The organism is Methylobacterium sp. Leaf94 (genome assembly GCF_001426045.1).
Classification (GTDB): domain Bacteria; phylum Pseudomonadota; class Alphaproteobacteria; order Rhizobiales; family Beijerinckiaceae; genus Methylobacterium.
In genome coordinates this window covers 155,728-178,110 of record NZ_LMRM01000012.1, presented here as the reverse complement: position 1 = coordinate 178,110, position 22,383 = coordinate 155,728, and the positions used below count along the sequence as shown (strand labels likewise).

General features: G+C 71.3%; 22 protein-coding genes and 1 riboswitch. Of the genes, 8 read left to right on the top strand and 14 right to left on the bottom strand.

The features are described from left to right. Positions 1–32: 32 nt before the first annotated feature. The 5 genes from ASG63_RS09235 to ASG63_RS09215 form a co-directional block, all read right to left on the bottom strand. Complete coding sequence (locus tag ASG63_RS09235) at positions 33–932, bottom strand: ROK family protein (RefSeq protein WP_056214800.1); 900 nt, start codon at positions 930–932, stop codon at positions 33–35. Positions 933–956: 24 nt separating this feature from the next. Next, a complete protein-coding gene (locus ASG63_RS09230; protein WP_056214797.1) occupies positions 957–2,360 on the bottom strand; it encodes a dicarboxylate/amino acid:cation symporter in 1,404 nt (467 codons plus the stop codon). A gap of 368 nt (positions 2,361–2,728) precedes the next feature. Continuing rightward, positions 2,729–3,652 carry a hypothetical protein gene (locus ASG63_RS09225; protein WP_056215377.1) on the bottom strand — a complete coding sequence of 308 codons (924 nt, stop codon included), beginning with the start codon at positions 3,650–3,652 and terminating at the stop codon, positions 2,729–2,731. Positions 3,653–3,976: 324 nt separating this feature from the next. Next, positions 3,977–4,387 carry a peptide-methionine (R)-S-oxide reductase MsrB gene (msrB, locus tag ASG63_RS09220; RefSeq protein ID WP_056214794.1) on the bottom strand — a complete coding sequence of 137 codons (411 nt, stop codon included), beginning with the start codon at positions 4,385–4,387 and terminating at the stop codon, positions 3,977–3,979. A 119-nt stretch (positions 4,388–4,506) separates the two neighbouring features. Continuing rightward, positions 4,507–5,661, bottom strand: coding sequence for a YihY/virulence factor BrkB family protein (locus tag ASG63_RS09215; protein ID WP_056214791.1), 1,155 nt, complete (start codon positions 5,659–5,661; stop codon positions 4,507–4,509). Between the two features lie 465 nt (positions 5,662–6,126). Here ASG63_RS09215 and ASG63_RS09210 point away from each other — a divergent pair, with 465 nt between their 5' ends. Continuing rightward, positions 6,127–7,824, top strand: coding sequence for a methyl-accepting chemotaxis protein (locus ASG63_RS09210; RefSeq protein WP_056214788.1), 1,698 nt, complete (start codon positions 6,127–6,129; stop codon positions 7,822–7,824). 53 nt (positions 7,825–7,877) lie between these two features. Here ASG63_RS09210 and ASG63_RS09205 read toward each other — a convergent pair whose 3' ends face one another. The 3 genes from ASG63_RS09205 to ASG63_RS09195 all read right to left on the bottom strand — a co-directional run bounded on the left by ASG63_RS09205 (position 7,878) and on the right by ASG63_RS09195 (position 11,289). After that, positions 7,878–9,407 (bottom strand): malonate--CoA ligase, encoded by a 1,530-nt coding sequence (locus ASG63_RS09205; protein ID WP_244479536.1) that lies wholly within the window; start codon positions 9,405–9,407, stop codon positions 7,878–7,880. 122 nt (positions 9,408–9,529) lie between these two features. Continuing rightward, on the bottom strand, positions 9,530–10,936 hold the full coding sequence (locus ASG63_RS09200; protein ID WP_056214782.1) for a malonyl-CoA decarboxylase: 1,407 nt from the start codon (positions 10,934–10,936) through the stop codon (positions 9,530–9,532). Positions 10,937–11,088: 152 nt separating this feature from the next. Then, positions 11,089–11,289 carry a hypothetical protein gene (locus ASG63_RS09195; RefSeq protein WP_056214779.1) on the bottom strand — a complete coding sequence of 67 codons (201 nt, stop codon included), beginning with the start codon at positions 11,287–11,289 and terminating at the stop codon, positions 11,089–11,091. A 494-nt stretch (positions 11,290–11,783) separates the two neighbouring features. On the opposite strand from ASG63_RS09195, the gene ASG63_RS09190 reads away from it, so the two are divergent. Then, on the top strand, positions 11,784–12,974 hold the full coding sequence (locus ASG63_RS09190; RefSeq protein ID WP_056214775.1) for an MFS transporter: 1,191 nt from the start codon (positions 11,784–11,786) through the stop codon (positions 12,972–12,974). Between the two features lie 7 nt (positions 12,975–12,981). Here the strand turns inward: ASG63_RS09190 and cobD are convergent, their stop codons facing one another. Next, on the bottom strand, positions 12,982–13,986 hold the full coding sequence (gene cobD / locus ASG63_RS09185; protein WP_056214771.1) for a threonine-phosphate decarboxylase CobD: 1,005 nt from the start codon (positions 13,984–13,986) through the stop codon (positions 12,982–12,984). A gap of 12 nt (positions 13,987–13,998) precedes the next feature. On the opposite strand from cobD, the gene cbiB reads away from it, so the two are divergent. Beyond that, the gene (gene cbiB / locus ASG63_RS09180; RefSeq protein WP_056215374.1) at positions 13,999–15,000 is read left to right on the top strand and encodes an adenosylcobinamide-phosphate synthase CbiB; all 1,002 of its coding nucleotides are present in this window, start codon (positions 13,999–14,001) and stop codon (positions 14,998–15,000) included. Further along, the gene (locus tag ASG63_RS09175; protein WP_056214768.1) at positions 14,997–16,139 is read left to right on the top strand and encodes a DUF3616 domain-containing protein; all 1,143 of its coding nucleotides are present in this window, start codon (positions 14,997–14,999) and stop codon (positions 16,137–16,139) included. The genes cbiB and ASG63_RS09175 overlap by 4 nt, the downstream gene beginning before the upstream one ends. Here ASG63_RS09175 and ASG63_RS25165 read toward each other — a convergent pair. From ASG63_RS25165 to cobU, 5 genes are all read right to left on the bottom strand, one after another. Then, on the bottom strand, positions 16,126–16,263 hold the full coding sequence (locus ASG63_RS25165) for a hypothetical protein (RefSeq protein ID WP_156389707.1): 138 nt from the start codon (positions 16,261–16,263) through the stop codon (positions 16,126–16,128). The genes ASG63_RS09175 and ASG63_RS25165 overlap by 14 nt on opposite strands. 67 nt (positions 16,264–16,330) lie before the next feature. Continuing rightward, positions 16,331–17,785: a cobyric acid synthase gene (locus ASG63_RS09170; RefSeq protein WP_200957540.1), complete on the bottom strand. Its 1,455-nt coding sequence runs from the start codon at positions 17,783–17,785 to the stop codon at positions 16,331–16,333. After that, positions 17,782–18,498 (bottom strand): hypothetical protein, encoded by a 717-nt coding sequence (locus ASG63_RS09165; protein WP_156394128.1) that lies wholly within the window; start codon positions 18,496–18,498, stop codon positions 17,782–17,784. Before ASG63_RS09165 ends, ASG63_RS09170 begins: the two co-directional genes overlap by 4 nt. Beyond that, positions 18,498–19,097, bottom strand: a complete 600-nt coding sequence (gene cobO, locus ASG63_RS09160) for a cob(I)yrinic acid a,c-diamide adenosyltransferase (RefSeq protein WP_056214763.1) — start codon at positions 19,095–19,097, stop codon at positions 18,498–18,500. The genes ASG63_RS09165 and cobO overlap by 1 nt, the downstream gene beginning before the upstream one ends. Further along, positions 19,094–19,627 (bottom strand): bifunctional adenosylcobinamide kinase/adenosylcobinamide-phosphate guanylyltransferase, encoded by a 534-nt coding sequence (gene cobU / locus ASG63_RS09155; protein WP_200957539.1) that lies wholly within the window; start codon positions 19,625–19,627, stop codon positions 19,094–19,096. Before cobU ends, cobO begins: the two co-directional genes overlap by 4 nt. 85 nt (positions 19,628–19,712) lie before the next feature. Next, positions 19,713–19,905, top strand: a riboswitch (cobalamin riboswitch). A 38-nt stretch (positions 19,906–19,943) separates the two neighbouring features. Between cobU and ASG63_RS09150 the strand changes: the two genes are divergently transcribed. From ASG63_RS09150 to cobW, 4 genes are read left to right on the top strand one after another with little or no spacing between them, the layout of a single operon-like run. Next, positions 19,944–20,120: a CbtB domain-containing protein gene (locus ASG63_RS09150; RefSeq protein ID WP_055947494.1), complete on the top strand. Its 177-nt coding sequence runs from the start codon at positions 19,944–19,946 to the stop codon at positions 20,118–20,120. A 27-nt stretch (positions 20,121–20,147) separates the two neighbouring features. Further along, entirely contained in the window at positions 20,148–20,918 is a 771-nt protein-coding gene (locus ASG63_RS09145; protein WP_056214759.1) for a CbtA family protein, read from the top strand. Further along, positions 20,911–21,351, top strand: a complete 441-nt coding sequence (locus ASG63_RS09140; RefSeq protein WP_244479857.1) for a DUF1636 family protein — start codon at positions 20,911–20,913, stop codon at positions 21,349–21,351. Before ASG63_RS09145 ends, ASG63_RS09140 begins: the two co-directional genes overlap by 8 nt. Further along, the gene (gene cobW / locus ASG63_RS09135; RefSeq protein WP_056214751.1) at positions 21,348–22,382 is read left to right on the top strand and encodes a cobalamin biosynthesis protein CobW; all 1,035 of its coding nucleotides are present in this window, start codon (positions 21,348–21,350) and stop codon (positions 22,380–22,382) included. Before ASG63_RS09140 ends, cobW begins: the two co-directional genes overlap by 4 nt. Position 22,383 lies beyond the last annotated feature (1 nt).

Here is a 22,383-nt window from a genome sequence, read left to right as displayed (position 1 = left end):
GGGCACCCCATTGGGATCGATCGCGCGGTCGTTCAGGGCCCGTTCCAGAGCCAGGCCGCCCCGCGGACACCGGAGGCGTCGCCGTGCCGGCTCGGGCGGATCGGCGTGTCGAACGCATCCGAGAAGACGTGCGGCGCCACGCGTTCGGGGAGGCCCGCGAGGATCTCCGGCACCCGCGAGAGGCCGCCGCCGATGACGATGACGTCCGGGTCGATCAGGTTGACCCCGTGGGCGATGCCGCGCCCGAGGCGATCCAGGTAGCGGTCGACGGTCGCCCGGGCCTCCGCGTCGCCCGCCCGCAGGGCCGCGATCACGCCCTCGCCCCGGGTCGCCGTACCGGTGCGGCGGGCGTGGTCGGCGGCCAGCGCCGGACCGGAGACCCAGGTCTCGAGGCATCCGTGCCGGCCGCAATAGCAGGCGGGGCCGGGACGCTCGTCGTCGCGGGGGGATGGCAGCGGGTTGTGGCCCCACTCGCCGGCGATCCGGTCACGTCCCGAGAGGGCACGGCCCCGAAGGGCGATCCCGGAGCCGACGCCGGTCCCCAGGATGATGGCCCAGACGACGGGCAGGCCGGCGCCGGCGCCGTCCACGGCCTCGGAGACCGCGAGGCAGTTGGCATCGTTCTCGAGACGCACCGGGCGGGCGAGACCTCGCTCGAGATCCTGCGCGAAGGGCCGGCCGTTCAGCCAGACCGAGTTCGCGTTCTTGACGAGTCCGGTCCGCGGCGAGATCGCGCCGGGCATGCCGATGCCGACCGTGCCGGGGGCTCCCGCTCGCGCCTCCAGGTCGCAGACCAGTCCCGCGATGGCCGTCAGCGTCGCGGCGTAATCGTCTCGCGGCGTGGCGATCCGCTGCTCGGCCCGCGTCGTGCCATCGGACGCGAGGGCGATCCCGGCGATCTTGGTACCGCCGAGATCGATGCCGATGCGCAGAGGTTCGGACAGGTCCGGGTCCCGTCAGCGCGCCGCGGCCGGGATCGGGGACGCCGCCGCGGCGGTAGCGCTCGACTCCATCTCGGGTGCGTGGTCGGAGATGTCGGTGCCGATGGAAACCGGGTGCGCCATGACCTGGCGCAGCTTCTCCGTGTCGAGCTCGCCCTCCCAGCGGCTGACCACCACGGTGGCGACGCCGTTGCCGATCAGGTTCGTGATGGCGCGGCACTCCGACATGAACTTGTCGACGCCGAGGATCAGGGTCATGGCCGCCACCGGCACGGGGTTGTTGGGGATGGCGCTGAGCGTGGCCGCCAGGGTGATGAAGCCCGCGCCGGTGACGCCGGACGCGCCCTTGGAGGTCAGCATCGCCACCAGGATGATCGTGGCGTACTGGCCGAAGGACAGGTCGGCCCCCACGGCCTGGGCCAGGAACAGCGAGGCCAGGGTCATGTAGATGTTGGTGCCGTCAAGGTTGAACGAGTAGCCCGTCGGGATCACGAGGCCCACCACCGAGTCCGACGCGCCGAGGCGGCGCATCTTCGTCATCATGTGCGGCAGCACCGTCTCGGAAGACGACGTGCCGAGGACGATCAGGAGCTCGTCCTTGATGTAGGCGAGGAACTTGAAGATCGAGAATCCGGCGACCCGGGCGATACCGCCGAGCACCAGAATCACGAACAGGAAGGCGGTGACGTAGAAGGTGCCGACGAGCCAGGCGAGGTCGATCACCTTGCCGATGCCGTACTGGCCGATGGTAAAGGCCATGGCGCCGAAGGCCCCGATGGGGGCGAGCTTCACCACCAGGCCGATGATGCGGAAGAAGATCTGCCCGGCCGTGTCGATGGCGTGGGTGATGGCCTCGCCGCGCTGGCCCATCCCGGTGACGACGACGCCGGTGAGGATCGAAATCAGCAGCACCTGCAGCAGGTCGCCGGTGGCGAAGGCGTCGAAGAAGCTCTTCGGGATCAGCGCCATGATGTGGCCGGTCACCGAATCGTCGGCGGCCATCTTGGCGTATTTCTCCACGGCCTTGGCATCGAGCTTGGTGACGTCGGCATTGAAGCCGGCACCCGGCCTGACGACCTCGCCCACGAGAACGCCGATGAGCAGCGCGATGGTGGAGACCACCTCGAAGTAGATGAGCGCCTTCAACCCGACGCGGCCGACCTTCTTCAGGTCGCCGATCGAGGCGATGCCGTGCACGATGGTACAGAAGATGATCGGCGCGATCATCATCTTGATCAGGGCGATGAAAGCGTCCCCGAGCCACTTGACCGACTTGCCCCATTCGGGCTGCAGCCAGCCGAGGAGCACGCCGAGGGCGATCGCGATCAGCACCTGGATGTAGAGCACCTTGTACCAGGGCTCCTTGACCGGACGTGGGACCGCGGCCGGTGCCGTTCCGTACGTCGTCGCCTGGGCCATGATCCCTCCCGCTGCGCTCTGCGCAACCCACCGATTGTTAATCCCGACGCTAGCCAGTTTATTCGCGTCGCTCAATCGCGGGCGGTGGGCTGCAATGACAAACCACGAGCGCTTACATGCCCTTCGCGGGAAAAAGTCCCGGCGGCGGGCAGGCAGACTGGCGCCGGGAGATCGCCAGTTTCGGCTCTCGGCGCGGATGCGGATCTTCGGCACGGGTGCGTGCCGGCGCTCGCGCGAGGGCCGGCTGGGTGGGACAGGCCTCGCCCCACGCGTCGCTGGCCGCGCGCGCCCATCGCACCGCGCCGACGCCCGTTCCGGCCCGGATCACCCGGAGGGCGGGGCGAACCGCCCTGTCCGGCGACGGTCGCTCAGGTCTGCTGCGTGCGACGGGGACGAACGGTCCAGCGCTCGAACTCGGCGGCGATGTCGTCCTCGCCGCGCGCGGCGCCCTTCGGCTGCGGGTTGCCGAGCGCCTGCGACAGGCTCTCGATCACGTCGTCGATGCGGGAGTCGATGGCTGGCGCGCCCTCGGCGGCAGGCTCGCTCGCGGGGTCCGGCTGTGCGTGCGCATCCCCCGCCTCGGGGACCGCGGCCGCCTGCGCCTCGACCGGAGCAGGCTCCTCGGCCGGAGGAGCGGGCGCGGGTGCTGCCTCGGCGGCGACCGGTGCCGCCGCCGCGCTTCCGCCCGCGACCCGGCGCAGCGCCTTCATCATCCCGTCGCCGTCACCGGCATTGGTCTTCGGGGCGCCGTAGCGGCCGAAGCCAAAGCGCGGCTCGATCAGGTCGAGAACGGCGTCGAGGGCGGCATTGGACAGGCCGATCTCGCTGGGATGCGGCACGCCCTGCAGGGCCACCGCGTGCCGGTCGTAGCTCGGATCGCCGGTGACCTCGGGACCGAACCAGGCCGGCACCGGGAAACCCTGGCCCTCGTCGGCGCCGTCGAAGGACACGCTCACGAGGTCGAACTCGCCGGGCGCCACGTAGCGGTCGATCAGCGCCTCGCGGCCGCCGCCGAGGGCGAGCGCCGTGCGGTCATAGGCGGCCTTGCCCGAGCAGACATCCATCAGCGCATCGCCGTGCGCGCGCGGCACATCGGTGCGCTCTTCGCTGGACGTTCCGTCCGGTGCGGTGGTCACCAGGACGAGGTGGCAGGCCTGCCCGTCGACCCGGACGTAGGAGACGCGGCCGGCCTGGGGGGCGAAGTAGCCCTCTGTGATCCGGGAACCTCCGCGCTCCTTGCGGATGAGGCGGACCAGGGCGGGGGCCACGAGAAACCGGCGTACGAGGCTCATCGACATTCTCCGCGATGTCGGTCGACCCGGCGATAGAGATCCGGGCGGACACTGACGTCAGGGCCGCCGACCTCCCGCGACGCGAGGTGGACAGACCGGCTTTCAGGTGGTTCCCCGCGCCGAGCCCGGCGGCCCTCCACGTGGAACAATGACATAGGATATGATCTGCGTTCGTTCCCCGCGTAGCCGGGGCAGATCGGTTAATAATTCTCGTTCCGGACTAAGCAAAACGACGGCGAAATCAAGACCATCCCCGCCGTCGCTCCCCCTCATCCGTCGATCCGTCCCCATCGAAACCCGATCCGTCCCTCGTGCCGATGCCCGTCAGGCCTCCGGCTCGAAGCGCAGGGAGAGGCCGTTCATGCAGTAGCGCAGTCCGGTGGGCGGCGGACCGTCATCGAAGACGTGGCCGAGATGGCCCTTGCAGTGGGCACAATGCACCTCGGTGCGGGTCATCCAGTGGCTGCGGTCGACGGTCGTCTCCACCGCGTCGTCGAGGGGATCGAAGAAGCTCGGCCAGCCGGTCCCGCTCTCGAACTTGGTACCGGTGACGAAGAGCGGGGCGTCGCAGCCGGCGCAGTGGAACACGCCCGGACGCTTCTCGGCGTTGAGGCAACTGGTCCCGGCCCGCTCGGTGCCGTGCTCGCGCAGCACGCGATACTGGTCCGGCGTGAGGATCTCGCGCCATTCGGCCTCGCTGCGGGTCTGGATCTCGTCCGCGGTGGCCGAAGACATGGAGGAAGAGGACGTGGGGGAAGAGGACGTGGGAGGCGAAGACATCGGGCCTGTGCTCCTCAGAGGCGGGGACGATGCCACTTAGATAGGCCCCCGACGCCCCCGTGGGGAGGCCGCCCTCAGGCGACGGCGCCGAGGGTGTCGGCCATGCGCGCCCGGCGGGCGCCCATGGGCCGCTCGGGGCCGGTGGTGGTGTCGCGCGCGGTCTGGTGCTCCATCTCGGCGTTGATCTCGCCACCCAGGAGGACGATCGTCGTGGAGATCCAGATCCAGGTCATGAAGCCGATCGCGGCGCCGAGGGAACCGTAGGTCTCGTTGTAGTTGCCGAAGCTGGAGACGTACCAGGAGAACAGGATCGACGCGAGGAGCCACAGCAGGCCCGCCACCGCGCCGCCGACCCCGACCCAGCGCCAGCGCGGCCGCTGGCGGCTCGGACCGTAGCGATAAAGCAGGGACAGGCCTCCGAGGAGGACGACCAGGAGCGCGGGCCAACGCAGCAGGGCGACGAGCCAGGCGGTGTCGCTCAGGCCCACGAACGTGAACACCACCGGCAACACGACGATGCCCGTGAGGGCCAGGATGGTGAAGACGAGCGCCCCGATGGTAAAGGTGAGTGAGCGCAGGTTCAGCATGATGAAGGAGCGCTTCTCCTCCTCCTCGTAGACCACGTTCAGGGCGTCGAACATCGCCTTCATGGCGGCATTGGCGCTCCAGAGGGAGAGCAGAAGGCTGGTGAAGAAGGTCAGGCCGAGGGTACCGTTGCCCTTGGCGGCGATGCGCTTGACCTGGTCGCCGATGATCTCGATGGCGCCGGAGGGCAGCACGCCCTGCATGCTCGCGAGATGCTCGTTGATCGAGCCGACATCCGCCACGAGGCCGTAGCAGGAGACGAGCGCGGCGATGGCGGGGAACAGTGAGAGCAGCGAGTAGAAGGTCACGCCCGCCGCCACCGACAGGACCCGGTCCTGATTGAACTCGAGATAGACCCGGTAGAGGATGTCCTTCCAGCCCGAGGCGGTGATCTCGGTGGGCGAGCCCGCGGCGCGCCCGCGCGCGACCTGCGTCGCCGCGACGTAGGCCGCCGCCGCTCCCTCGTGGGAGCGGGCGCCCGGCTCCGTGGAGGGCTGGGCGGGCTCGGCGGCGGGACGCGTCCGGGTCGCGCGCCGGGGTGCGGCGGCGAGCGCGATCAGCGCAGTCCCGAGCAGCAGCGTCCACAGGATGGAATTCGCCGCCTCACCATCGGGTACGGGACTGCGGCGGAAGGGAGATGGCATGGCAGGACCGGAACGGGATGGACGGTGCTTCGGCGCCGCGTCGTCTCGGCGCCCGGGATCAACGTGACGCAGGCTTGACCGTTCCGGCTCCGGCCACGCCTCCTCGGGCTTCCGCATCGCGCCCGATTTCGCAAGTTGATCGTCTCACGGCCCAATCTCGGCGCAACTAAAGCGACGGCGGACATGACCGAAACAAGCGGTGCGCTTCCCCGACCGCATCAGCACACCGCCTTGAACCTTAAAGACATCTCGACCGGACGCAGGCACGCCTCAGATCTCGCACAACCAATCGAACAAAACCTTGAAAGACAACATTTCTAGATCAATGATTGCTATACCGCGCATCTCTATTATTTTCGTCAAATATTAGAAGATCATAAAGGGTGTTTTAACCAAACAATACCAGTCTCCCGCATCACGGAAGCTCTCATATTCGATGGCTTTTCAACCCGCGGAGCCAAGCACGTGCGTTTCGTCAATCAAGCCAGCGTCCTGGCGAAGATCGCCCTTCCCCTGTTCGCTCTGGGCGCCCTCAGCATCGGGCTCGTCCTCTACGCCCGCGCGTCGCTGAACAACATCGCCGACCAGTCGCGGCAAGTGATCGAAGTTCTCAGCGCGCGGCAGGAAGCTTACCTCAAGGCGCAGCTGAAAATCGCGGAAGCGGCCCTGCTGACCCGGAACATCATCCTGGAAACCGAAGAAGTCCCGATGGCGCAATACAAGGCGCAGTATGCGTCGGCCACGGCCGGGGCGCTTGAGGTCATCGATACGCTGATCGCACTGGCCGAAACGCCGGAACGCCGCAAGATCGGTAAGGATCTGCGAAGCTTGGCTGAGGCCTATTTCGCGGTCCTGGCGCGGTCCATCGAGCACGGGCTCCGGAATGAGAATGCAGTCGCAGCCCAGATCGTCCAGCACGATGCGCAACCCGCCCGGCTCAATCTGAACAGGCTGGTAGAGCAGCGTGCGCAGCGGGTCGCCGAGGAGATGAAGGCCGGCAAGCAGGCGCTCGAAGCGGACATGTCGATCGCGATCGAACGGCTGATCACCGTCACCGCCATCGGTCTCGTTCTGGCTGCCCTCCTGTGCGGCACCATCGTGGTCTTCGGAATCACCCGGCCGCTGGGCCGTCTGGTCGTGATCCTGAACCGCATGGCCCAGGGCGAGATCGATGCAGACATTCCTGAGGCCCGGCGCGGCGACGAGATCGGCGCCGTCGGCAAGGCGGTGGACGGCATCAAGGCGATGGTCGCCCGGAAGAGTGCCGAGGAAGCGCAGATCCGCCGCATTGCCGACGAAGCCGCAGTGGCCGCACGCCGCGCAACGATGATCGAACTCGCCGACAGCTTCGAGGGTGCCGTGGGCGGCATCATCGGCATGGTCTCCGCGTCGTCGACCGAACTGCAGGCGACGGCGGGGACCCTGACCACCACCGCCCGCGAGACCGCATCGCAATCCATCACCGTGGCGACGGCCGCCGAGGAAGCCTCCGTCAACGTGAGCACCGTGGCGGCGGCCGCCGAGGAACTCGGCAACTCTGTGCAGGAGATCGGCCGCCAGGTCTCGAACTCCTCCCAGATGGCGCAGTCGGCCGTGACCGAGGCCGACACCACCTCGGCCCTGGTCCAGGAGCTGAGCGCCGCCGTGTCCCGGATCGGCGACGTGGTGAGCCTGATCTCGACGATCGCCGGCCAGACCAATCTGCTGGCCCTCAACGCCACCATCGAGGCGGCCCGCGCCGGGGAGGCGGGACGCGGCTTCGCCGTGGTGGCGGCGGAAGTGAAGGAACTCGCCAACCAGACCGCCCGGGCCACCGACGAAATCGGAAGCCAGATCGGGCATATCCAGGGTGCCACGGGCCACGCGGTCACGGCGATCGGCTCGATCACGACGCGCATCCGCGACATCAACACGGTGGCGACGGCGATCGCGGCGGCAGTGGAACAGCAGAGCGCCGCGACGCAGGAGATCGTCCGCAACGTGGCCCAGGCCTCGGTGGGGACCACGGACGTCACCAGCACCATCACGGGCGTCGCCCAGGCGGCCGAGGAGACCGGCGCAGCCGCCGCCCAGGTGCTCGGGGCCGCTGGGGAATTGTCGCGTCAGTCGGAGCACCTCAGCGCCGAGGTCCAGAACTTCCTCGGCACCGTCCGGGCGGCGTAGCGGACGGACCCAGCGAAGGCCGTCCCGCGCTGGGGCCCGCCGGCGGTGCCGCCTCAGGCGCCGCCGGGCGCGTAGAGGCCCGCATGGGCGTCCCGCAGCAGGTTCTTCTGGACCTTGCCCATGGTGTTGCGCGGCAATTCCTCGACGAAGAGGACGCGCTTGGGGCACTTGTAGCGGGCGAGCCGGCCTTCGAGCGTGCGCAGGATCGCGGCCTCGTCTGGCACGTCGGCCCGGCCGACCACCACCGCCGTGACGCCCTCGCCGAAATCGGCATGGGGCAGGCCGATCACCGCGGACTCGACCACGCCCGGGAGGGCGTCGATCTCGTTCTCGATCTCCTTCGGGTAGACGTTGTAGCCCCCCGTGATGATGAGGTCCTTGCCGCGCCCGACGATGTGGACGTAGCCGTCCGGGTCGATCTTGCCGAGGTCGCCGGTGATGAAGAAGCCGTCGGCCTTGAACTCGGCCGCCGTCTTCTCCGGCATCCGCCAGTAGCCCTGGAAGACGTTCGGACCCTTCACCTCGATCATGCCGACGGCATCGGCCGCCAGGACCGCCCCGGTCTCCGGGTCGACCACCCGCACGGCCACGCCCGGCAGGGCCGGGCCGACGGTGCCCGCCACCCGCGCGCCCGCGTAGGGGTTCGAGGTGTTCATGTTGGTCTCGGTCATGCCGTAGCGCTCGAGGATGGCGTGGCCCGTGCGGGCCTGCCAGTCGCGGTGCGTCTCGGCCAGCAGCGGCGCCGACCCCGACACGAACAGACGGATTCCGGCGGTGGCGTCCGGCGTCAGGCCGGCCTCCTTCAGCAGGCGGGTGTAGAAGGTCGGCACGCCCATCATGGCGGTGGCGCGCGGGAGAAGGGCGAGGACCTGGGTCGGATCGAACCGCCCCAGGAACAGCATCGTTCCGCCGCTGGCCAGCACCGTGTTGGTGGCGACGAACAGGCCGTGGGTGTGGAATACCGGCAGCGCGTGGAGCAGCACGTCCTCCGCCGTGAAGCGCCAGGCCTGGACGAGGGTGCGGGCGTTCGAGGCGAGGTTCTCGTGGCTCAGCATGGCGCCCTTGGAGCGCCCCGTGGTGCCCGAGGTGTACAGGATGGCCGCGAGGTCGTCCGGGCCGCGCGCCACGTCGGAGAAGGCTTCCGTCTCGGCATCGGCGGCCTCGGCCAGGGTGCCGTGGCCCCGCGCGTCGAGGGTGTGCACCACCGGCACGCCGGCATCCCGTGCCACGGGCGCGAGGGCCTCGTGCTTGGCCGGATCGCAGACGAACAAGGCCGGCTCGGCGTCGCCCAGGAAGTAGGCGATCTCGGTGGGGGTGTAGGCGGTGTTCAGGGGCAGGAACACCGCCCCGGCCCGAACCGCGCCGAGATACAGGAACAGGAATTCCGGGCTCTTCTCGGCCTGCACCGCCACCCGGTCCCCGGGCTTCACCCCGGCGGCCGCCAGGGCCGCGGCGTAGGCGCCCGAGCGCACGATAAGGTCCGCGTAGGAGTAGCGGGCGCCCTCGCCGGTCTCCAGGAACAGCTTGGCGGCGGGATCGGCCGGCAGGCTCTGGCGAACGAGGTCGAAGAGGTGATTGGTCATCGGCGTTTCGGACATGACGGGGACGGATACGCTGTCGATCGTCGGTTTCCTACGATCTTCGCTTCGCTCCATCGAGGTGGCGGGAAATGCGACGTCGCCCGAGGGCGGCGTGGGCGGACGGCTCAGGCCTCGGCCAGGGCCACCGCCCGCATCGGCGGCAGGTTGCTCCGGAGCTCGCGGCTCACCGCGCTGGAGGCGGCGACGGTGCCGAGATTGGCATAGGTCTCGTGGTTCTTCTCGATGGCTGAGAGGTCGTAGAGATAGTTGACCATCAGGCCGCGCGATTGGGCGAGCCCCTTGGGGGAGACGTCACCGAGGAAGTTCAGCCGCTCCAGCCGGGCGCCGTTGCCAAGATGGAACCGGGCGACGGGGTCGAGGGGCCGCCCGCGCTCGTTCTTGGCGCGCAGGAAATAGGCGGCCGCCGCCGGGATCATCGCCTTGCGCACGGCCTCGCACTTGGCCTTGTCGGTCTGCCAGTCCGGTTCGTCGATGATGCGCAGGGCCTCGACGTCGTCGCGGGTCAGCCCCTGCGGCGCGTCGGAGCGGCGCTCGCGGTCGAGCCAGGCGGAGAAGCCTGGGACCGGCGAGAGGGTGACGAAGGTCTTCAGGCTCGGGATCTCCCGGGCGAGGTCTTCGACCACCTGCTTGATCAGGAAGTTGCCGAAGGTGACGCCGGCCAGCCCCTTCTGGCAGTTTGAGATCGAGTAGAAAATCGCCGTGGTGGCGGCCTTCAGCGGCAGGGGTTCGCGCTCATGGGCCAGGATCGGCGCGATGGCGGGGGCGATGCCGGCGGTGAGCGCGACCTCGACGAAGATCAGCGGCTCGTCGACCAGGGCGGGATGGAAGAACGCGAAGCAGCGCCGATCCGTCGGCTCGATCCGCCGGCGCAAGTCGTCCCACCCGGTGATCTCGTGCACCGCCTCGTAGCGGATGATCTTCTCGAGGATGTGGGCCGGGGTCGTCCAGTCGATGTGGCGCAGGACCAGGAAGCCTCGGTTGAACCACGAGGCGAACAGGTGCTCGAAATCGCTGTCGAGGCTGTCGGCGGCGTCGATGAGGTCGGGGTCGGCCTCCTCCTGACGGAGCTCGCGGCGCAGCCCGAACAGGTCCTCGCGCATCCGCACCAGGGCGCGGGTCCCGTCCTTGGCGAGGTTCAGGCGGCGGATGAGTTCCTGGCTCCGCGGCTCGGCCGCATCGTGGAGAGCGCCCAGGGCCGCCCGGGTTGGATCGGCCCGGTAGGCCGCGATCGCCTCGTCCACGGCGGCATGGTCGGCGGCGAACTCGGTGGCGACGAGGCGCAGGAAACCGGTACGCTCGGGCCGGGCCAGGGCGGCGTAGCGTTCGAGGATCAGCCGGGCCAGGGCCACCCCGGAGGCCTCGCCGCGCCGGGAGATCAGATCCTCGCAGAGCTTGACCAGTTCCTGGGCGGTGGCACGGGCCGCCAAGTCACCCCGCCCGATGCCGATGAGATCCCGGCCCCGGTCGCTGATGGTCTGGAGCAGATCGCCGAAGAAAGAGATCGCCGCCATGGCACGCCGCCTGCCCCCTCACTGGCGCCCGACCTGGGCGCACCGGCGGCCCCACGCGTCGTGGGGTCCCGGCTTGGCCGCTACCTTAGGGCGGCTCCACGCGCAGGACCAGAGACCGTGGCCGTAAAGACGCGCAGGGCGGGGGCGCGGCCCTAATCCTGGCCGGAAGCCGGGGCGATCTCCGCCTGGTCCGCCCGCTCGCGCCAATCCACGACCCCGTGCTGCCGTGCGAAGCGCAGTTCGGCGGCGCGCAGCGCGCGCATCGGATCCCGGGCGCGGGTGATGTCCACCGAGCCGACCGTGAACGGCACACCCAGGATCTGCTTGGCAAAGTTGACGCGGTAGGTCGCCATTCGAAACTCCCTGGACGATGAGCGCGGCCTTGCAGGAGCGCCGACTTGACCTCCGCGAACGCCGCGACTCACCGGGTCCGATTTCAATCAGAGCGCAAGTTGCGCAGAATTCCAAGTGCAGGGTGCAGGAAGGAAAGCCGCAACACAGGTCGCCCATAACATTCGGTATATGGGACGACTGAAATTCCGCGCACATACCCCGCGACGACGTGGCCGAGCGGGTGGCGGCAAGACAAAGCCTCCGTGCGCGAAAGAGTAGGGTCCAGGTCGGGCCGGACGATCAGGGGCGACGAAGACCGATTCCCATCCCTCGTCCGACCGTTCCGGGTTGCCGAAGCCAGTGCGCAGGCCTAACCGGGCAGCGGATGCCCCCGTCGGCGCCCGGATCCCATCGCGGCCCCGGCTCCGCCGCCCCCCGAGATCCCGCGCATGACCCTCCAAGCCTGTCCGCCCCCCTGCCTGTCCGCGCGCGGAGTCGCCGGGGGCCGCCCCGCATGAGTGGCGGAGCACAGGCCGATCCGGCCGGACGCCACGGGTTCACGCCGCGGGCCCGGCTCGGGCTGACCCTGATCGCGGGCGGGGCCGTCGCCAACATCTACTACAACCAGCCCCTCCTCGGGCTCCTCGTCGGGGAGTTCGGCGAGCGTGCCGCCCTCTGGGTCCCGACCGCCTCCCTCGTCGGCTATGGGCTCGGCATCCTCGGCCTGGTGCCGCTGGGGGACAGCCTGTCCCGCCGGCGCCTGATCATCGGCCAGACCCTCGGCCTCGCCGTGGCGCTCCTGGCCGCGGCGCTGAGCCCGAACCTCACCTGCCTGGCCCTGTCCAGCCTCGTCATCGGCATCCTCGCCTCGGCGGCGCAGCAGGCGGTGCCCTTCGCCGCCGAGCTGGCGCCGGACGCCACCCGCGGCAGCGTGGTGGGCCAGGTGATGACCGGCCTCCTCACCGGCATCCTGCTGGCGCGCACGGCCAGCGGCCTCGTGGGCGCGCAGTACGGCTGGCGGGCGGTGTTCTTCGCCGCGGCGGTCGTGGCGCTGGGGATGACCGGCATCGCCGCCGCCACGCTGCCGAAGATTCCGCAGACCCGGCCCCTGCGCTACCGCGCCCTGATGCTGTCGATCCTCCACCTCGTGCGCAGCCAGCCGGTGCTGCGCCGGTCGAGCCTGTCGCAGGGGCTGCTCTTCGCCAGCTTCAACGCCTTCTGGGCGACCCTGGCCCTGCTGGTCGAGGCGCCGCCCTTCAACCTGACGGCGGCCGGGGCGGGGATGTTCGGCGTCATCGGCGTCGCGGGCGCCTTCGTGGCCCCGCTCTCGGGCCGCTTCACGGACCGGCGCGGCCCGCGCCCGATGGTGGTGGCCGGCGCCCTCTTCGTGGTCGCGGCCTTCGCGGTGCTGTGGGCGGGCGGCGCCTGGTCCCTGATCGCGGTGGGCCTCGGGGTCCTCCTGATCGACATCGGCCTCAACGCCGCCCTCATCGCCAACCAGACCCGGGTCTACGCCCTCGTTCCGAGCGCCCGCGGGCGGATCAACACCGTGCTGTTCACGGTGATGTTCGTATTCGGGGCGTTCGGGGCCTTCGCCGGTTCCCAGGCCTTCCTCATGGCCGGCTGGTCCGGCGTCTGCGCCGTCGGCATCCTCCTGGCGGGCGCGGGCTTCCTCGTGAACGTGCTGGAGCCGAGGGGCGCCTGATCGTCCCTTACCGGAGGATCCGCGACAGCCGGCACCAGGCCGCCTTGTCCGGCGGCAAGCCGAAGCGCAGGCGCGCGGGGGTCCCGGCGAAGCGCCGGACATAGATCCCGGCCGCGCCGAGGCGGTCGAACAGGCCGGGCGCGTCGGGAAAGTCGGCGGTGCGGAACAGGCAAGTGCCGCCGATGGGCGTCCCGCCGGCCCGCAGGATCATCCGGTCGAGGCGCGCGGCATCCGCGGCCCGGGCGATGGCGGCCTCCCGCCGCCAGGGCGCGTCGGACAGGGCGGCGCGCCCGATGGCCAGCGCCGGGCCCGAGACCGCCCAGGGCCCGAGCGCCTCCGCGAGGGCGGCGGCGAGGCCCGGTTCGCCGAGGGCGAAGCCGAGCCGGATGCCGGCGAGACCATAGGTCTTTCCGAAAGAGCGCAGGACCACGAGGCCCGGGCCGAGGGAGGGCCCCAGGGTCTCGATCGGCTCCAGGTCGGCGAAGGCCTCGTCGACGACGAGCAGGCCCCCGCGGCCCGCCAGGTCGTTGGCGAGCGCCCGCAGCGTTCCGGCCTCCCAGGTCCGTCCGTCCGGATTGTTGGGGTTCACGACGACGACCACGTCCGTGTCCCGGGCCGCCCCGAGCCCCGGTACGGTCACGACGGCGTGGCCGGCCCGGGCCCAGGCGGCGGCGTGCTCGGCATAGGTGGGCCCCACCACGGCAACGCGGGCGCGTGTCACGAGGCGCGGCAGGGTCTCGATCAGGATCTGGGTTCCGGGCGCGGCGACGATCCGGTCCGGATCGGCCACCCCGTAGGCGTCGGCGGCGGCCGCGCGCAGGGCGCCGAGGTCGGCGGCCGAAGGCAGGCGCCGGAAGGCGCTGGCGTCGAGGGCCAGACACGGATAGGGCACCGGATTGATCCCCGTGGAGAGATCCAGCCAGGGCTCGAGCGCTTGCGGGAAGAGGCGTCGAGCGGCATCGAGATCGCCGCCATGGGCGATTCCGTCACCCATCCCCGGGCCGCGCGCCATCACCGAGACCGCATGTCCTGGACCGCCCTCACCCATCCGCCCGATACGCTCATCGTCCTAGTGCTCGCCCTCGCCGTCGAGGCGACAGCCGGCTATCCGGACCGGCTCTACAGGGCGCTCGGCCATCCTGTCACCTGGATCGGCGCGCTGATCGCGACCCTCGACCGCCACTGGAACCGGGGGGCGCCGGTTCGCCGCCGGCTCGCGGGCGTGGCCGGGCTCCTCGTGCTTCTGGGGGTCGTCGGCAGCCTCGCCCTGGCCCTCACCGCCCTGGCCGGCGCCGCCGGCCTCCTGCCCGCGCTCCTCGTCCTCGCCCTGCTGGCGGCGAGCCTGCCGGCCCAGCGCAGTCTGCACAGCCACGTCGCCCGCGTGGCGGCCGATCTGCGGTGCGAGGGCCTCGCGGGCGGACGCCGCGCGGTGTCGATGATCGTCGGGCGCGATCCCGAGACCCTGGACGAGGCCGGCATCTGCCGGGCGGCCATCGAGAGCCTCTCCGAGAACTTCTCCGACGGCATCGTGGCGCCGGCCTTCTGGATCGGGGTCGGCGGCCTGCCCGGCGGCGCGCTCTACAAGGCGATCAACACCGCCGACAGCATGATCGGCCACCGCACCCCGCGCCACGAGGCCTATGGCTGGGCCGCCGCCCGCCTCGACGATCTTGTGAACCTTCCGGCCTCGCGGCTGACCGCCCTGCTCCTCGTCGCGGCCGCGGCCGTCCATGCCGGCGCTTCGCCCGGCCAAGCCTGGCGGGCGGTGCGGCGGGATGCCGGCCGCCACCGCTCGCCCAATGCCGGCTGGCCGGAGGCCGCCATGGCGGGGGCTCTCGGCTTGGCGCTCGCCGGCCCCCGAACCTACGGCACCACCCGCGTCGCGGATAGCTGGATGGGCGACGGGCGCACGGAGGCGACCCCGGCCGACGTGGAACGGGCGCTTGCGCTCTACCGCACGGCATGCGGATTCCTGTTCGGGCTCGCCCTCCTCCTCTTGGTCCTCCTCAAGGTCGCCCTCGCATGATCCGGTCGAAGACGACACGCCTCGGGCGACGGGGAGCCCTGGCGCTGGCCGCCCTCGGCCTCGCCGCTCCGACCCCCGGCCGCACCGCCGAGGGCCTGCCGACGCCCTACACCGTCACCCGCGATTTCGACGGCGAGACGAAGGGCGACGGGGCCTACGACCTCAGCGGCATGGCCTGCCGCCCGACCGACGCGGACGGCAGCCGCCTCTGCGTCGTGGTCAACGACGAGAACCGCGGCGCGCAGTTCGCCCGCCTCGCCGGCACCACGCTGACGCCCGGCGCCACCGCCTACGACCTCGGCACGGCGCCCTCGCCGGCCATCCGGGGCACGCCCCCCGCGCAGTCCCGATGCAGCGGCGGTCCGGGCAGGTTCGATCAGCTCGACGGCGAGGCCGTGGCCTATGCCGAGCCCTTCTTCTACGTCACCGGGTCGCACGGCTGCACCCGGGGCAAGCGCAGGTACAAACTGTCGTCGATGATCCTCACGCGCCTGCGGCCGAACGCCGACGGCACCGCCGCCGCGGAGACAGTGAGCACCTACCGCCTGTTCGACGCCCTGATGGCCTCCGCGCCCGTGCGCGACTCCGTGCTGCGCGACCTGGAATTCGATTGGAACGCCTTGCCGCCGGAGGGCACGCCGCAGCCGAACGGCCTGAACGTCGAAGGGCTCGCGGTCGTGGGCGGGCGCCTTTACGCGGGCCTGCGGGCACCGAGCCTCGCGGGCAAGGCCTTCCTCGTCTCCGTACCGGTCGAGGCGCTGTTCGCGGATGGAAACGCCGCCCTGTCGGCCGAAATCGGCACGATCCCCCTGGAGGCCGGACCCGATGCGGGCGTCCGCGACCTCACGATCCTGCCCGACGGACGGATGCTGGTGCTCACGGGCTCGTCCCGCAACGGCCTGCCCGTTCCCTTTCGGCTGTCCCTCGTCGACCTGCCCTCCGGCGCCCTGACCCCCGTCGCCACCCTCGCGCCGGTCCGCGGCGAGAACCAGAAGGGCAAGGTCATCGACGGCAAGGCCGAGGCCGTGGTCCCGCTCGGATCGGGCCGGGTCCTCGTCCTGTTCGACAGCCTTCGGAACGGGGCGCCGCACGCCTACGCGGTGCCGATCCCGGAGAGGGGCGCGCCTACGCCCCCCTGAGGCTCGGGCCGGCTTCCGCCGCGCCCCGGCGCGCGGCGTCGCGGCGGAGCGCCGAGAGCACGACGAACATCAGGCTCGCGCCGAGGCCGAGGCAGGGGTCGATCCGGGGCGGGGACGGGATCATGGAGGCTTCCTCGCCGCACCCGTCGCGAGGCAGGCGTTCCGGCGCCAAGCCTAAAACCGTCGGGACGCTACGAGGCCAGGGCGAGCAGCGCGTCGCAGGCGACATGCGCCTCGCAATGATCCGCGAGCCGGTCGAGTACCGCCTCGATGCCGGCCTCGTAGGCCAGCCCGCTCGGGGCCGCCCCCAGGCGGCCGAGCCAGGCGCCCCGCTGGCGGTCGTCGGCGAACAGGCCGTGCACGTAGGTGCCGGTGACGCGGCCGTCGGCCGAGACCGCGCCGTCGAGGCGCCCGTCCGCGAGCCGGATCGCCGGACGCGCGGTGTCCGGCCCGGTGGTGTCGCCCACATGCATCTCGTAGCCCGAGAACGGCACGCCGTCCGGCTGGCTCGTGCCGGTCACGGCGGCCAGATGCTTCACCGGCGTCATCACGGTCTCGACGTCGAGGAGCCCGAGACCCGGCACGGAGCGGGGCGCACCCTCGATGCCGTGCAGGTCGTCGATGCGCCGGCCGAGCATCTGGTAGCCGCCGCACAGCCCGAGCACCCGCCCGCCGCGCCGGACATGGGCGCGCAGGTCGATGTCCCAGCCCTCCGCGCGAAAGGCGTCGAGGTCGTCGATGGTGGTCTTCGAGCCCGGCAGGAGCACGAGGTCGGCCACCGGGATCGGCTCGCCCGGGCGCACCAGCACCACCGCCACGTCGGGCTCGGCCCGAAGCGGGTCGAGGTCGTCGAAATTGGCGATGCGCGGCAGCACCGGCACGGCAACGACCCTGCGCCGGGCCGATCCGGTGTCCGAGCCCGCGAGGCCGAGGGCGTCCTCCGCCGGCAGGCGCGCCGCGTCGGGAAAGTGCGGGATCAGCCCGAAGCTCGGCCAGCCGGTCGCCTGCGCGATGGTGGCCATGCCGTCGGCGAACAGGCTGGGATCGCCGCGGAAGCGGTTGACGAGGAAGCCCCGGATCATCGCGGCGTCCTCCGGGTCGATCACCGCCTTGGTGCCCACGAGGCTGGCGATGACGCCGCCCCGGTCGATGTCGCCGAGCAGGATCACCGGCGTGCCGGTGGCGCGGGCGAATCCCATATTCGCGATGTCGCCGGCCCGCAGGTTGACCTCGGACGCCGAGCCCGCCCCCTCCACCACCACGAGGTCGGCTTGCGCCTTCAGGTACGAGAAGCTCTCCAGCACGGAGGCGAGGAGACGCGGCTTCCAGGCCTGATAGTCCCGCGCCCTGGCGGTGCCGACCATGCGGCCCTGGACCACGACCTGGCTGCCGGTCTCGCTCTGGGGCTTCAGCAGCACCGGGTTCATGTGCACCGAGAGCGCCACCCCCGCCGCCCGCGCCTGCAACGCCTGGGCCCGCCCGATCTCGCCGCCATCGGCGGTGACGGCGGCATTGTTCGACATGTTCTGCGGCTTGAAGGGCCGCACGGCGAGCCCGCGCCGCGAGAAGACCCGGCACAGCCCGGCCACGATCAGCGACTTGCCGACATCCGAGCCGGTGCCCTGGATCATGAGGGCGCGGGTCATGGCTGCGGCCCGTCCGACGGGGATGCGGCGCAGGCCGGATCGGCGGGCCGCGCGGCGCGACGAAAGGCCAGGATGGCGGCCCCGTAGGTCTCGACCACCTCCGAGAACGGCACGCGCTCCGCCGTGAACAGCACGGCCCGGTGCCGGAACAGATGGTCGGGAATCGCGAGGTCGCCGCAGGTCGACGCCGGGGGCGGCGCCTGCTCCCACCCTTGCGGCAGGGGCTGCCACAGGAGTTCCGCCCCGATGGTCTGCCGCGTCGTGCCGAGGGCCTGGACCGCCCGGCCGAACGGCGTGTCGGTGGTCTCGAGCAGGCGGTTCATCTCCGGGGTCAGGCGCTCGGGCACGTACCAGTTGTCCGCCTCCGACAGGACGTGGTCGCCGCAGGCGAGCCGCACCTGACGGTAGCGGAGGACGGTGTCGGGGACGGCATTCAGGCGCCGGCGCGTCTCCTCCGAGGCGGGCTTGTCCGCGCCGCGCTGCCGATTCGCCGCGAGCCGCGGCGTCGCGGCCATGCCGTGCTCGGCGCACCAGCCTTCGAGGGTCGCGGTGGCGGAGCGGCTGGCGAGCAGCCGGGCGTTCAGGCCCTCCACCACCGCCAGGGCCTCGACGCGGCCGAGATAGCTGGCCGGCCAGGCCAGCGCGGTTTCAGCGTAGGCCGGATGGATGCCCGACAGGACAAGGAGCCCGACCGGGCCGAGGACGAAGCGCATCAGAATTCGATGCCCACCTGCGCCTTCACCCCGGCGGCGAAGTGATGCTTCACGACCGCCATCTCGGTGACGAGGTCGGCGGCCTCGATCAGGGCCGGCTTGGCGTTGCGGCCGGTGACCACGACGTGGAGGTCCGGTCGGCGCGCCCGGAAGGCCGCCACCACGGCCTCGAGATCCAAGTAGTCGTAGCGCAGGGCGATGTTGAGCTCGTCCAGCACCACGAGGCGGATCGTCGGATCGGCCATAAGGTCAAGGGCCTTGGCCCAGGCGTGCTCGGCGGCGGCGATGTCGCGAGCCTTGTCCTGGGTTTCCCAGGTGAAGCCCTCGCCGAGGGTGTGCCAGTCGATCCGGTCGCCGAAGGCCGTGAGGGCGTGCTTCTCGCCGGTGTCCCAGGCGCCCTTGATGAACTGCACCACGCCGACGCGCCAGCCGTGGCCCAGCGCCCGCAGGATCAGCCCGAGGGCCGCCGTGGTCTTGCCCTTCCCGGGCCCGGTGTTGACGATGAGGAGCCCCTTCTCGATCGTCTTCTCCGCCACCTCGGCATCCTGGACGGCCTTGCGCTTCTCCATCTTTTCGCGATGGCGGTCGGCGTCGGTCATGGGGTGGCTCCGGGTTGGGGTTTCACGACCAGGGGCAGGCCCGCCACCGTGAGGACGACGCGGTCCGCCTGGGCCGCGAGGCGCTGGTGCAGGCGCCCCGCCGCATCGCGGAAACGGCGGGCCAGCGCGTTGTCCGGCACGATCCCGAGGCCGACCTCGTTGCCCACCAGGACCACCGGGCCGGGGGCCGCCGTGCAGGCCGCGAGCAGCGCGGCGGTGGCGGCGTCCACGTCGGCCTCCGCCAGGATCAGGTTGGTGAGCCAGAGGGTGAGGCAATCGACCAGCACCGGCCCGGTCGCGGCGGCGACCGCCTCGGGCAGGGCGAGCGGCACGTCCTGCGTGATCCAGCCGTCCGGGCGGCGGGCGCGGTGGAGCGCGATGCGCTCGCGCATCTCGTCGTCCCAGGCCTGGGCGGTGGCGAGGTAGAGCCAGGGCCGAGGCTGCGCCTCGATCAGCCCCTCGGCATGGGCGCTCTTGCCGGAGCGCGCGCCGCCGAGCACGAGGGTCAGTCTGGGTGGAGGATGCGGCATGCGGCCTGCTGTGCCCGAAATCGAGGTCCCGGGTCAAAGGCGGGAATCCGATCCGGGCCGCGTTGTCAGCGGATCGGCAACCGCGTAGAAGCGTGGATCGGACGGTGCCCCGGCGACGGGGTGAAAAGGGAATGCGGTGAGGGGGCGACCTCGAAACCGCAGCTGCCCCCGCAACTGTGAGCGGAGACGGGACTGCCATCAGCCACTGGAGCGATCCGGGAAGGCGGCAGGACCAGCGACCCGCGAGCCAGGAGACCTGCCGTCCTCCCGCTCGATGCTTGACGGCCGCCGGCGGGGCGGCCAGGAGATGAACCCGATGTCGACCAACACCCTCGTCCTGACCGGCACCCGCACCAACGAGCGCCTCGGCGCCGTGCTCGTGGCCGCCTTCCTCGGCCTCGGCCTCGTGTTCATGGCGGGCTTCGCCCCCGCCATGGCGCTGCACAACGCGGCGCACGACTTCCGCCACAGCCAGAACTTCCCCTGCCACTGAGCGTCTCCGCTTAAGGCAGACAATCCCATGATCATCCGGCTCGTGTCGGCGGCCCTGGTCGCCGGCTTCCTCGCGGCCGTCGTCGCGACGGGCCTGCAGCTCGCGCTCACCTCGCCGCTCATCATCGCGGCCGAGCGCTACGAGACGCAGGCCTCCGCCGCCCCCGTTCGGCCGACCCCCGCCTCGCTGATCGTCCGCGTCCATGGCGGTCACGATCACGGCACCAAGGATCCCTCGGTGGCGGGCGGCGAGGTCGCGCCCGACTGGCAGCCCGGCCCCGGCCTGCCGCGCATGGCCTTCACCGCGCTCGCCACCCTGGTGGGCGGCGTCGGCTACGCGTTCCTGCTCGGTGCCGTGCTCCTGGCCTGCAACCGCGAGCCCAGCCCCGAGACCGGCCTGCGCTTCGCCATCGGCGGCTTCCTCGCGGTGGCGCTGGCCCCCGCCCTCGGCCTCGCGCCGGAACTCCCCGGGATGGAGGCCGCGCCGCTGGCCGACCGCCAGTTCTGGTGGGTGATGACCGCCGCGGCCACCGCCATGGGGCTCTACCTCATCGCGATCCGGCGGGCGCCGATCACCATCGCGGGCGGCATTGTGCTCCTCGTCGCGCCCCATCTCGCGGGTGCGCCGGAGGCGAGCCACGCCGCCTCGAACCTGCCGGCCTCCTACGCCGCGCAGTTCGCGGCGCGCTCGCTGGGCATCGCCTTCGTGTTCTGGGCGGTGATCGGGTTGGCCTATGGCTGGGCCTGGGGGCTGTTCGGCAAGACCCGGCCGACCCACGCGCGGCCGACCCATGCCTGACCACATGCCCGACCCGCGGCCTGACACGGACCACGCCGCCGTCACCCTCTACGTCTGCGCCACCTGCCGGACGGCCGGCGACGCCTCGGAGCCGCGGGCGGGCGCCCGCCTGCTCGCCGCGCTTCAGGACGCCGTGAGCGCCGGCGGCCACCCGGGCATCACGGTCGAGAGCGTCGAATGCCTCTCGGTTTGCAAGCGCCCCTGCACGGTGGCGGTGGCCTCGCAAGGCCGCTGGACCTACGTCTACGGCGATCTCGACCCGGTCGCGTCGGCCGGCACCATCCTGGACGGCGTGGCGCTCTATGCCGAGACGCCGGACGGCATCGTGCCGTGGAAGGCCCGGCCGCAGGAATTCCGCAAGGGCGTCGTCGCCCGCCTTCCCCCATTCCCGCCGCCCGTCGCGGCGCCCCCCCTTCCGGACGCCGCCGAATGACCCTCGTCGCCAAGATCCCCTGCACCATCGTCACGGGCTTCCTCGGGGCCGGCAAGACCACCCTGGTGCGCCACCTCGTGGAGAACGCGAACGGCCGGCGCCTCGCCATCATCGTCAACGAGTTCGGCGACATCGGCTTCGACGGCTCGTTCCTGGCCGCCTGCGGCATCGAGGGCTGCGGCGACGAGGACATCGTCGAGCTCGCCAACGGCTGCATCTGCTGCACCGTGGCCGACGATTTCGTGCCGGCTCTGAACAAGCTCCTCGACCGGGCCGATCCGCCCGAGCACATCCTGATCGAGACCTCGGGCCTCGCCCTGCCCAAACCCCTGGTCCAGGCCTTCCAGTGGCCGGCGATCCGCTCGCGGGTGACGGTGGACGGCGTGGTCGCGGTCATCGACGGCCCGGCCGTGGCCGCCGGCTTCTTCGCCGACGATCCGGCGGCGCTCGCCGCCCAGCGCGCGGACGACGCCAGCGTCGACCACGACAATCCCCTCGAGGAGGTGTTCGAGGACCAGCTCCTCTGCGCCGACCTCGTGGTGATGAACAAGGCCGACCTCCTCGACGAGGCCGGGCGCGCCAAGGTCCGGGCCGAGGTCACCGAACACCTGCCCCGCGCGGTGAAGATGGTGGAGGCCGAGCACGGCCGCCTCGACCCGCGCGTGATCCTGGGGATCCAGGCGGCGGCCGAGGACGACCTCGACGCGCGTCCGTCCCACCACGGCGAGGGCGAGGACCACGACCACGACGACTTCGATTCGGTGGCGCTGCCGGTGGCGGCCACGGCCTCGGCCGAGGACCTGGCCATCCGCGTCGCCCGCGCCGCCGAGACGGAGGGCGTGCTGCGCATCAAGGGCTTCGCCGAGGTTACCGGCAAGCCGATGCGCCTCGTGGTCCAGGGCGTCGGTGCCCGCATCGCCCACCATTACGACCGCCCCTGGAAGTCCAGCGAGCCCCGCGACGGCCGCCTCGTGGTGATCGGCCTCAAGGGGTTCGACCAGGCCGCCGTCGCCGCCGCCTTGGCGGGATAAG

Bases quoted from the DNA above. Each gene is read 5' to 3' on its own strand.
- cobW (WP_056214751.1), top strand. From the start codon at position 21,348: ATGACCCTCGTCGCCAAGATCCCCTGCACCATCGTCACGGGCTTCCTC.
- ASG63_RS09165 (WP_156394128.1), bottom strand. From the start codon at position 18,498: ATGCGCTTCGTCCTCGGCCCGGTCGGGCTCCTTGTCCTGTCGGGCATC.
- ASG63_RS09215 (WP_056214791.1), bottom strand. From the start codon at position 5,661: ATGCCATCTCCCTTCCGCCGCAGTCCCGTACCCGATGGTGAGGCGGCG.
- ASG63_RS09205 (WP_244479536.1), bottom strand. From the start codon at position 9,407: ATGACCAATCACCTCTTCGACCTCGTTCGCCAGAGCCTGCCGGCCGAT.
- msrB (WP_056214794.1), bottom strand. From the start codon at position 4,387: ATGTCTTCGGCCACCGCGGACGAGATCCAGACCCGCAGCGAGGCCGAA.
- ASG63_RS09170 (WP_200957540.1), bottom strand. From the start codon at position 17,785: ATGACCCGCGCCCTCATGATCCAGGGCACCGGCTCGGATGTCGGCAAG.
- ASG63_RS09225 (WP_056215377.1), bottom strand. From the start codon at position 3,652: ATGAGCCTCGTACGCCGGTTTCTCGTGGCCCCCGCCCTGGTCCGCCTC.
- ASG63_RS09175 (WP_056214768.1), top strand. From the start codon at position 14,997: ATGATCCGGTCGAAGACGACACGCCTCGGGCGACGGGGAGCCCTGGCG.
- ASG63_RS09140 (WP_244479857.1), top strand. From the start codon at position 20,911: ATGCCTGACCACATGCCCGACCCGCGGCCTGACACGGACCACGCCGCC.
- ASG63_RS09200 (WP_056214782.1), bottom strand. From the start codon at position 10,936: ATGGCGGCGATCTCTTTCTTCGGCGATCTGCTCCAGACCATCAGCGAC.
- ASG63_RS25165 (WP_156389707.1), bottom strand. From the start codon at position 16,263: ATGATCCCGTCCCCGCCCCGGATCGACCCCTGCCTCGGCCTCGGCGCG.
- cbiB (WP_056215374.1), top strand. From the start codon at position 13,999: ATGTCCTGGACCGCCCTCACCCATCCGCCCGATACGCTCATCGTCCTA.
- ASG63_RS09145 (WP_056214759.1), top strand. From the start codon at position 20,148: ATGATCATCCGGCTCGTGTCGGCGGCCCTGGTCGCCGGCTTCCTCGCG.
- cobD (WP_056214771.1), bottom strand. From the start codon at position 13,986: ATGGCGCGCGGCCCGGGGATGGGTGACGGAATCGCCCATGGCGGCGAT.
- cobO (WP_056214763.1), bottom strand. From the start codon at position 19,097: ATGACCGACGCCGACCGCCATCGCGAAAAGATGGAGAAGCGCAAGGCC.
- cobU (WP_200957539.1), bottom strand. From the start codon at position 19,627: ATGCCGCATCCTCCACCCAGACTGACCCTCGTGCTCGGCGGCGCGCGC.
- ASG63_RS09195 (WP_056214779.1), bottom strand. From the start codon at position 11,289: ATGGCGACCTACCGCGTCAACTTTGCCAAGCAGATCCTGGGTGTGCCG.
- ASG63_RS09150 (WP_055947494.1), top strand. From the start codon at position 19,944: ATGTCGACCAACACCCTCGTCCTGACCGGCACCCGCACCAACGAGCGC.
- ASG63_RS09190 (WP_056214775.1), top strand. From the start codon at position 11,784: ATGAGTGGCGGAGCACAGGCCGATCCGGCCGGACGCCACGGGTTCACG.
- ASG63_RS09230 (WP_056214797.1), bottom strand. From the start codon at position 2,360: ATGGCCCAGGCGACGACGTACGGAACGGCACCGGCCGCGGTCCCACGT.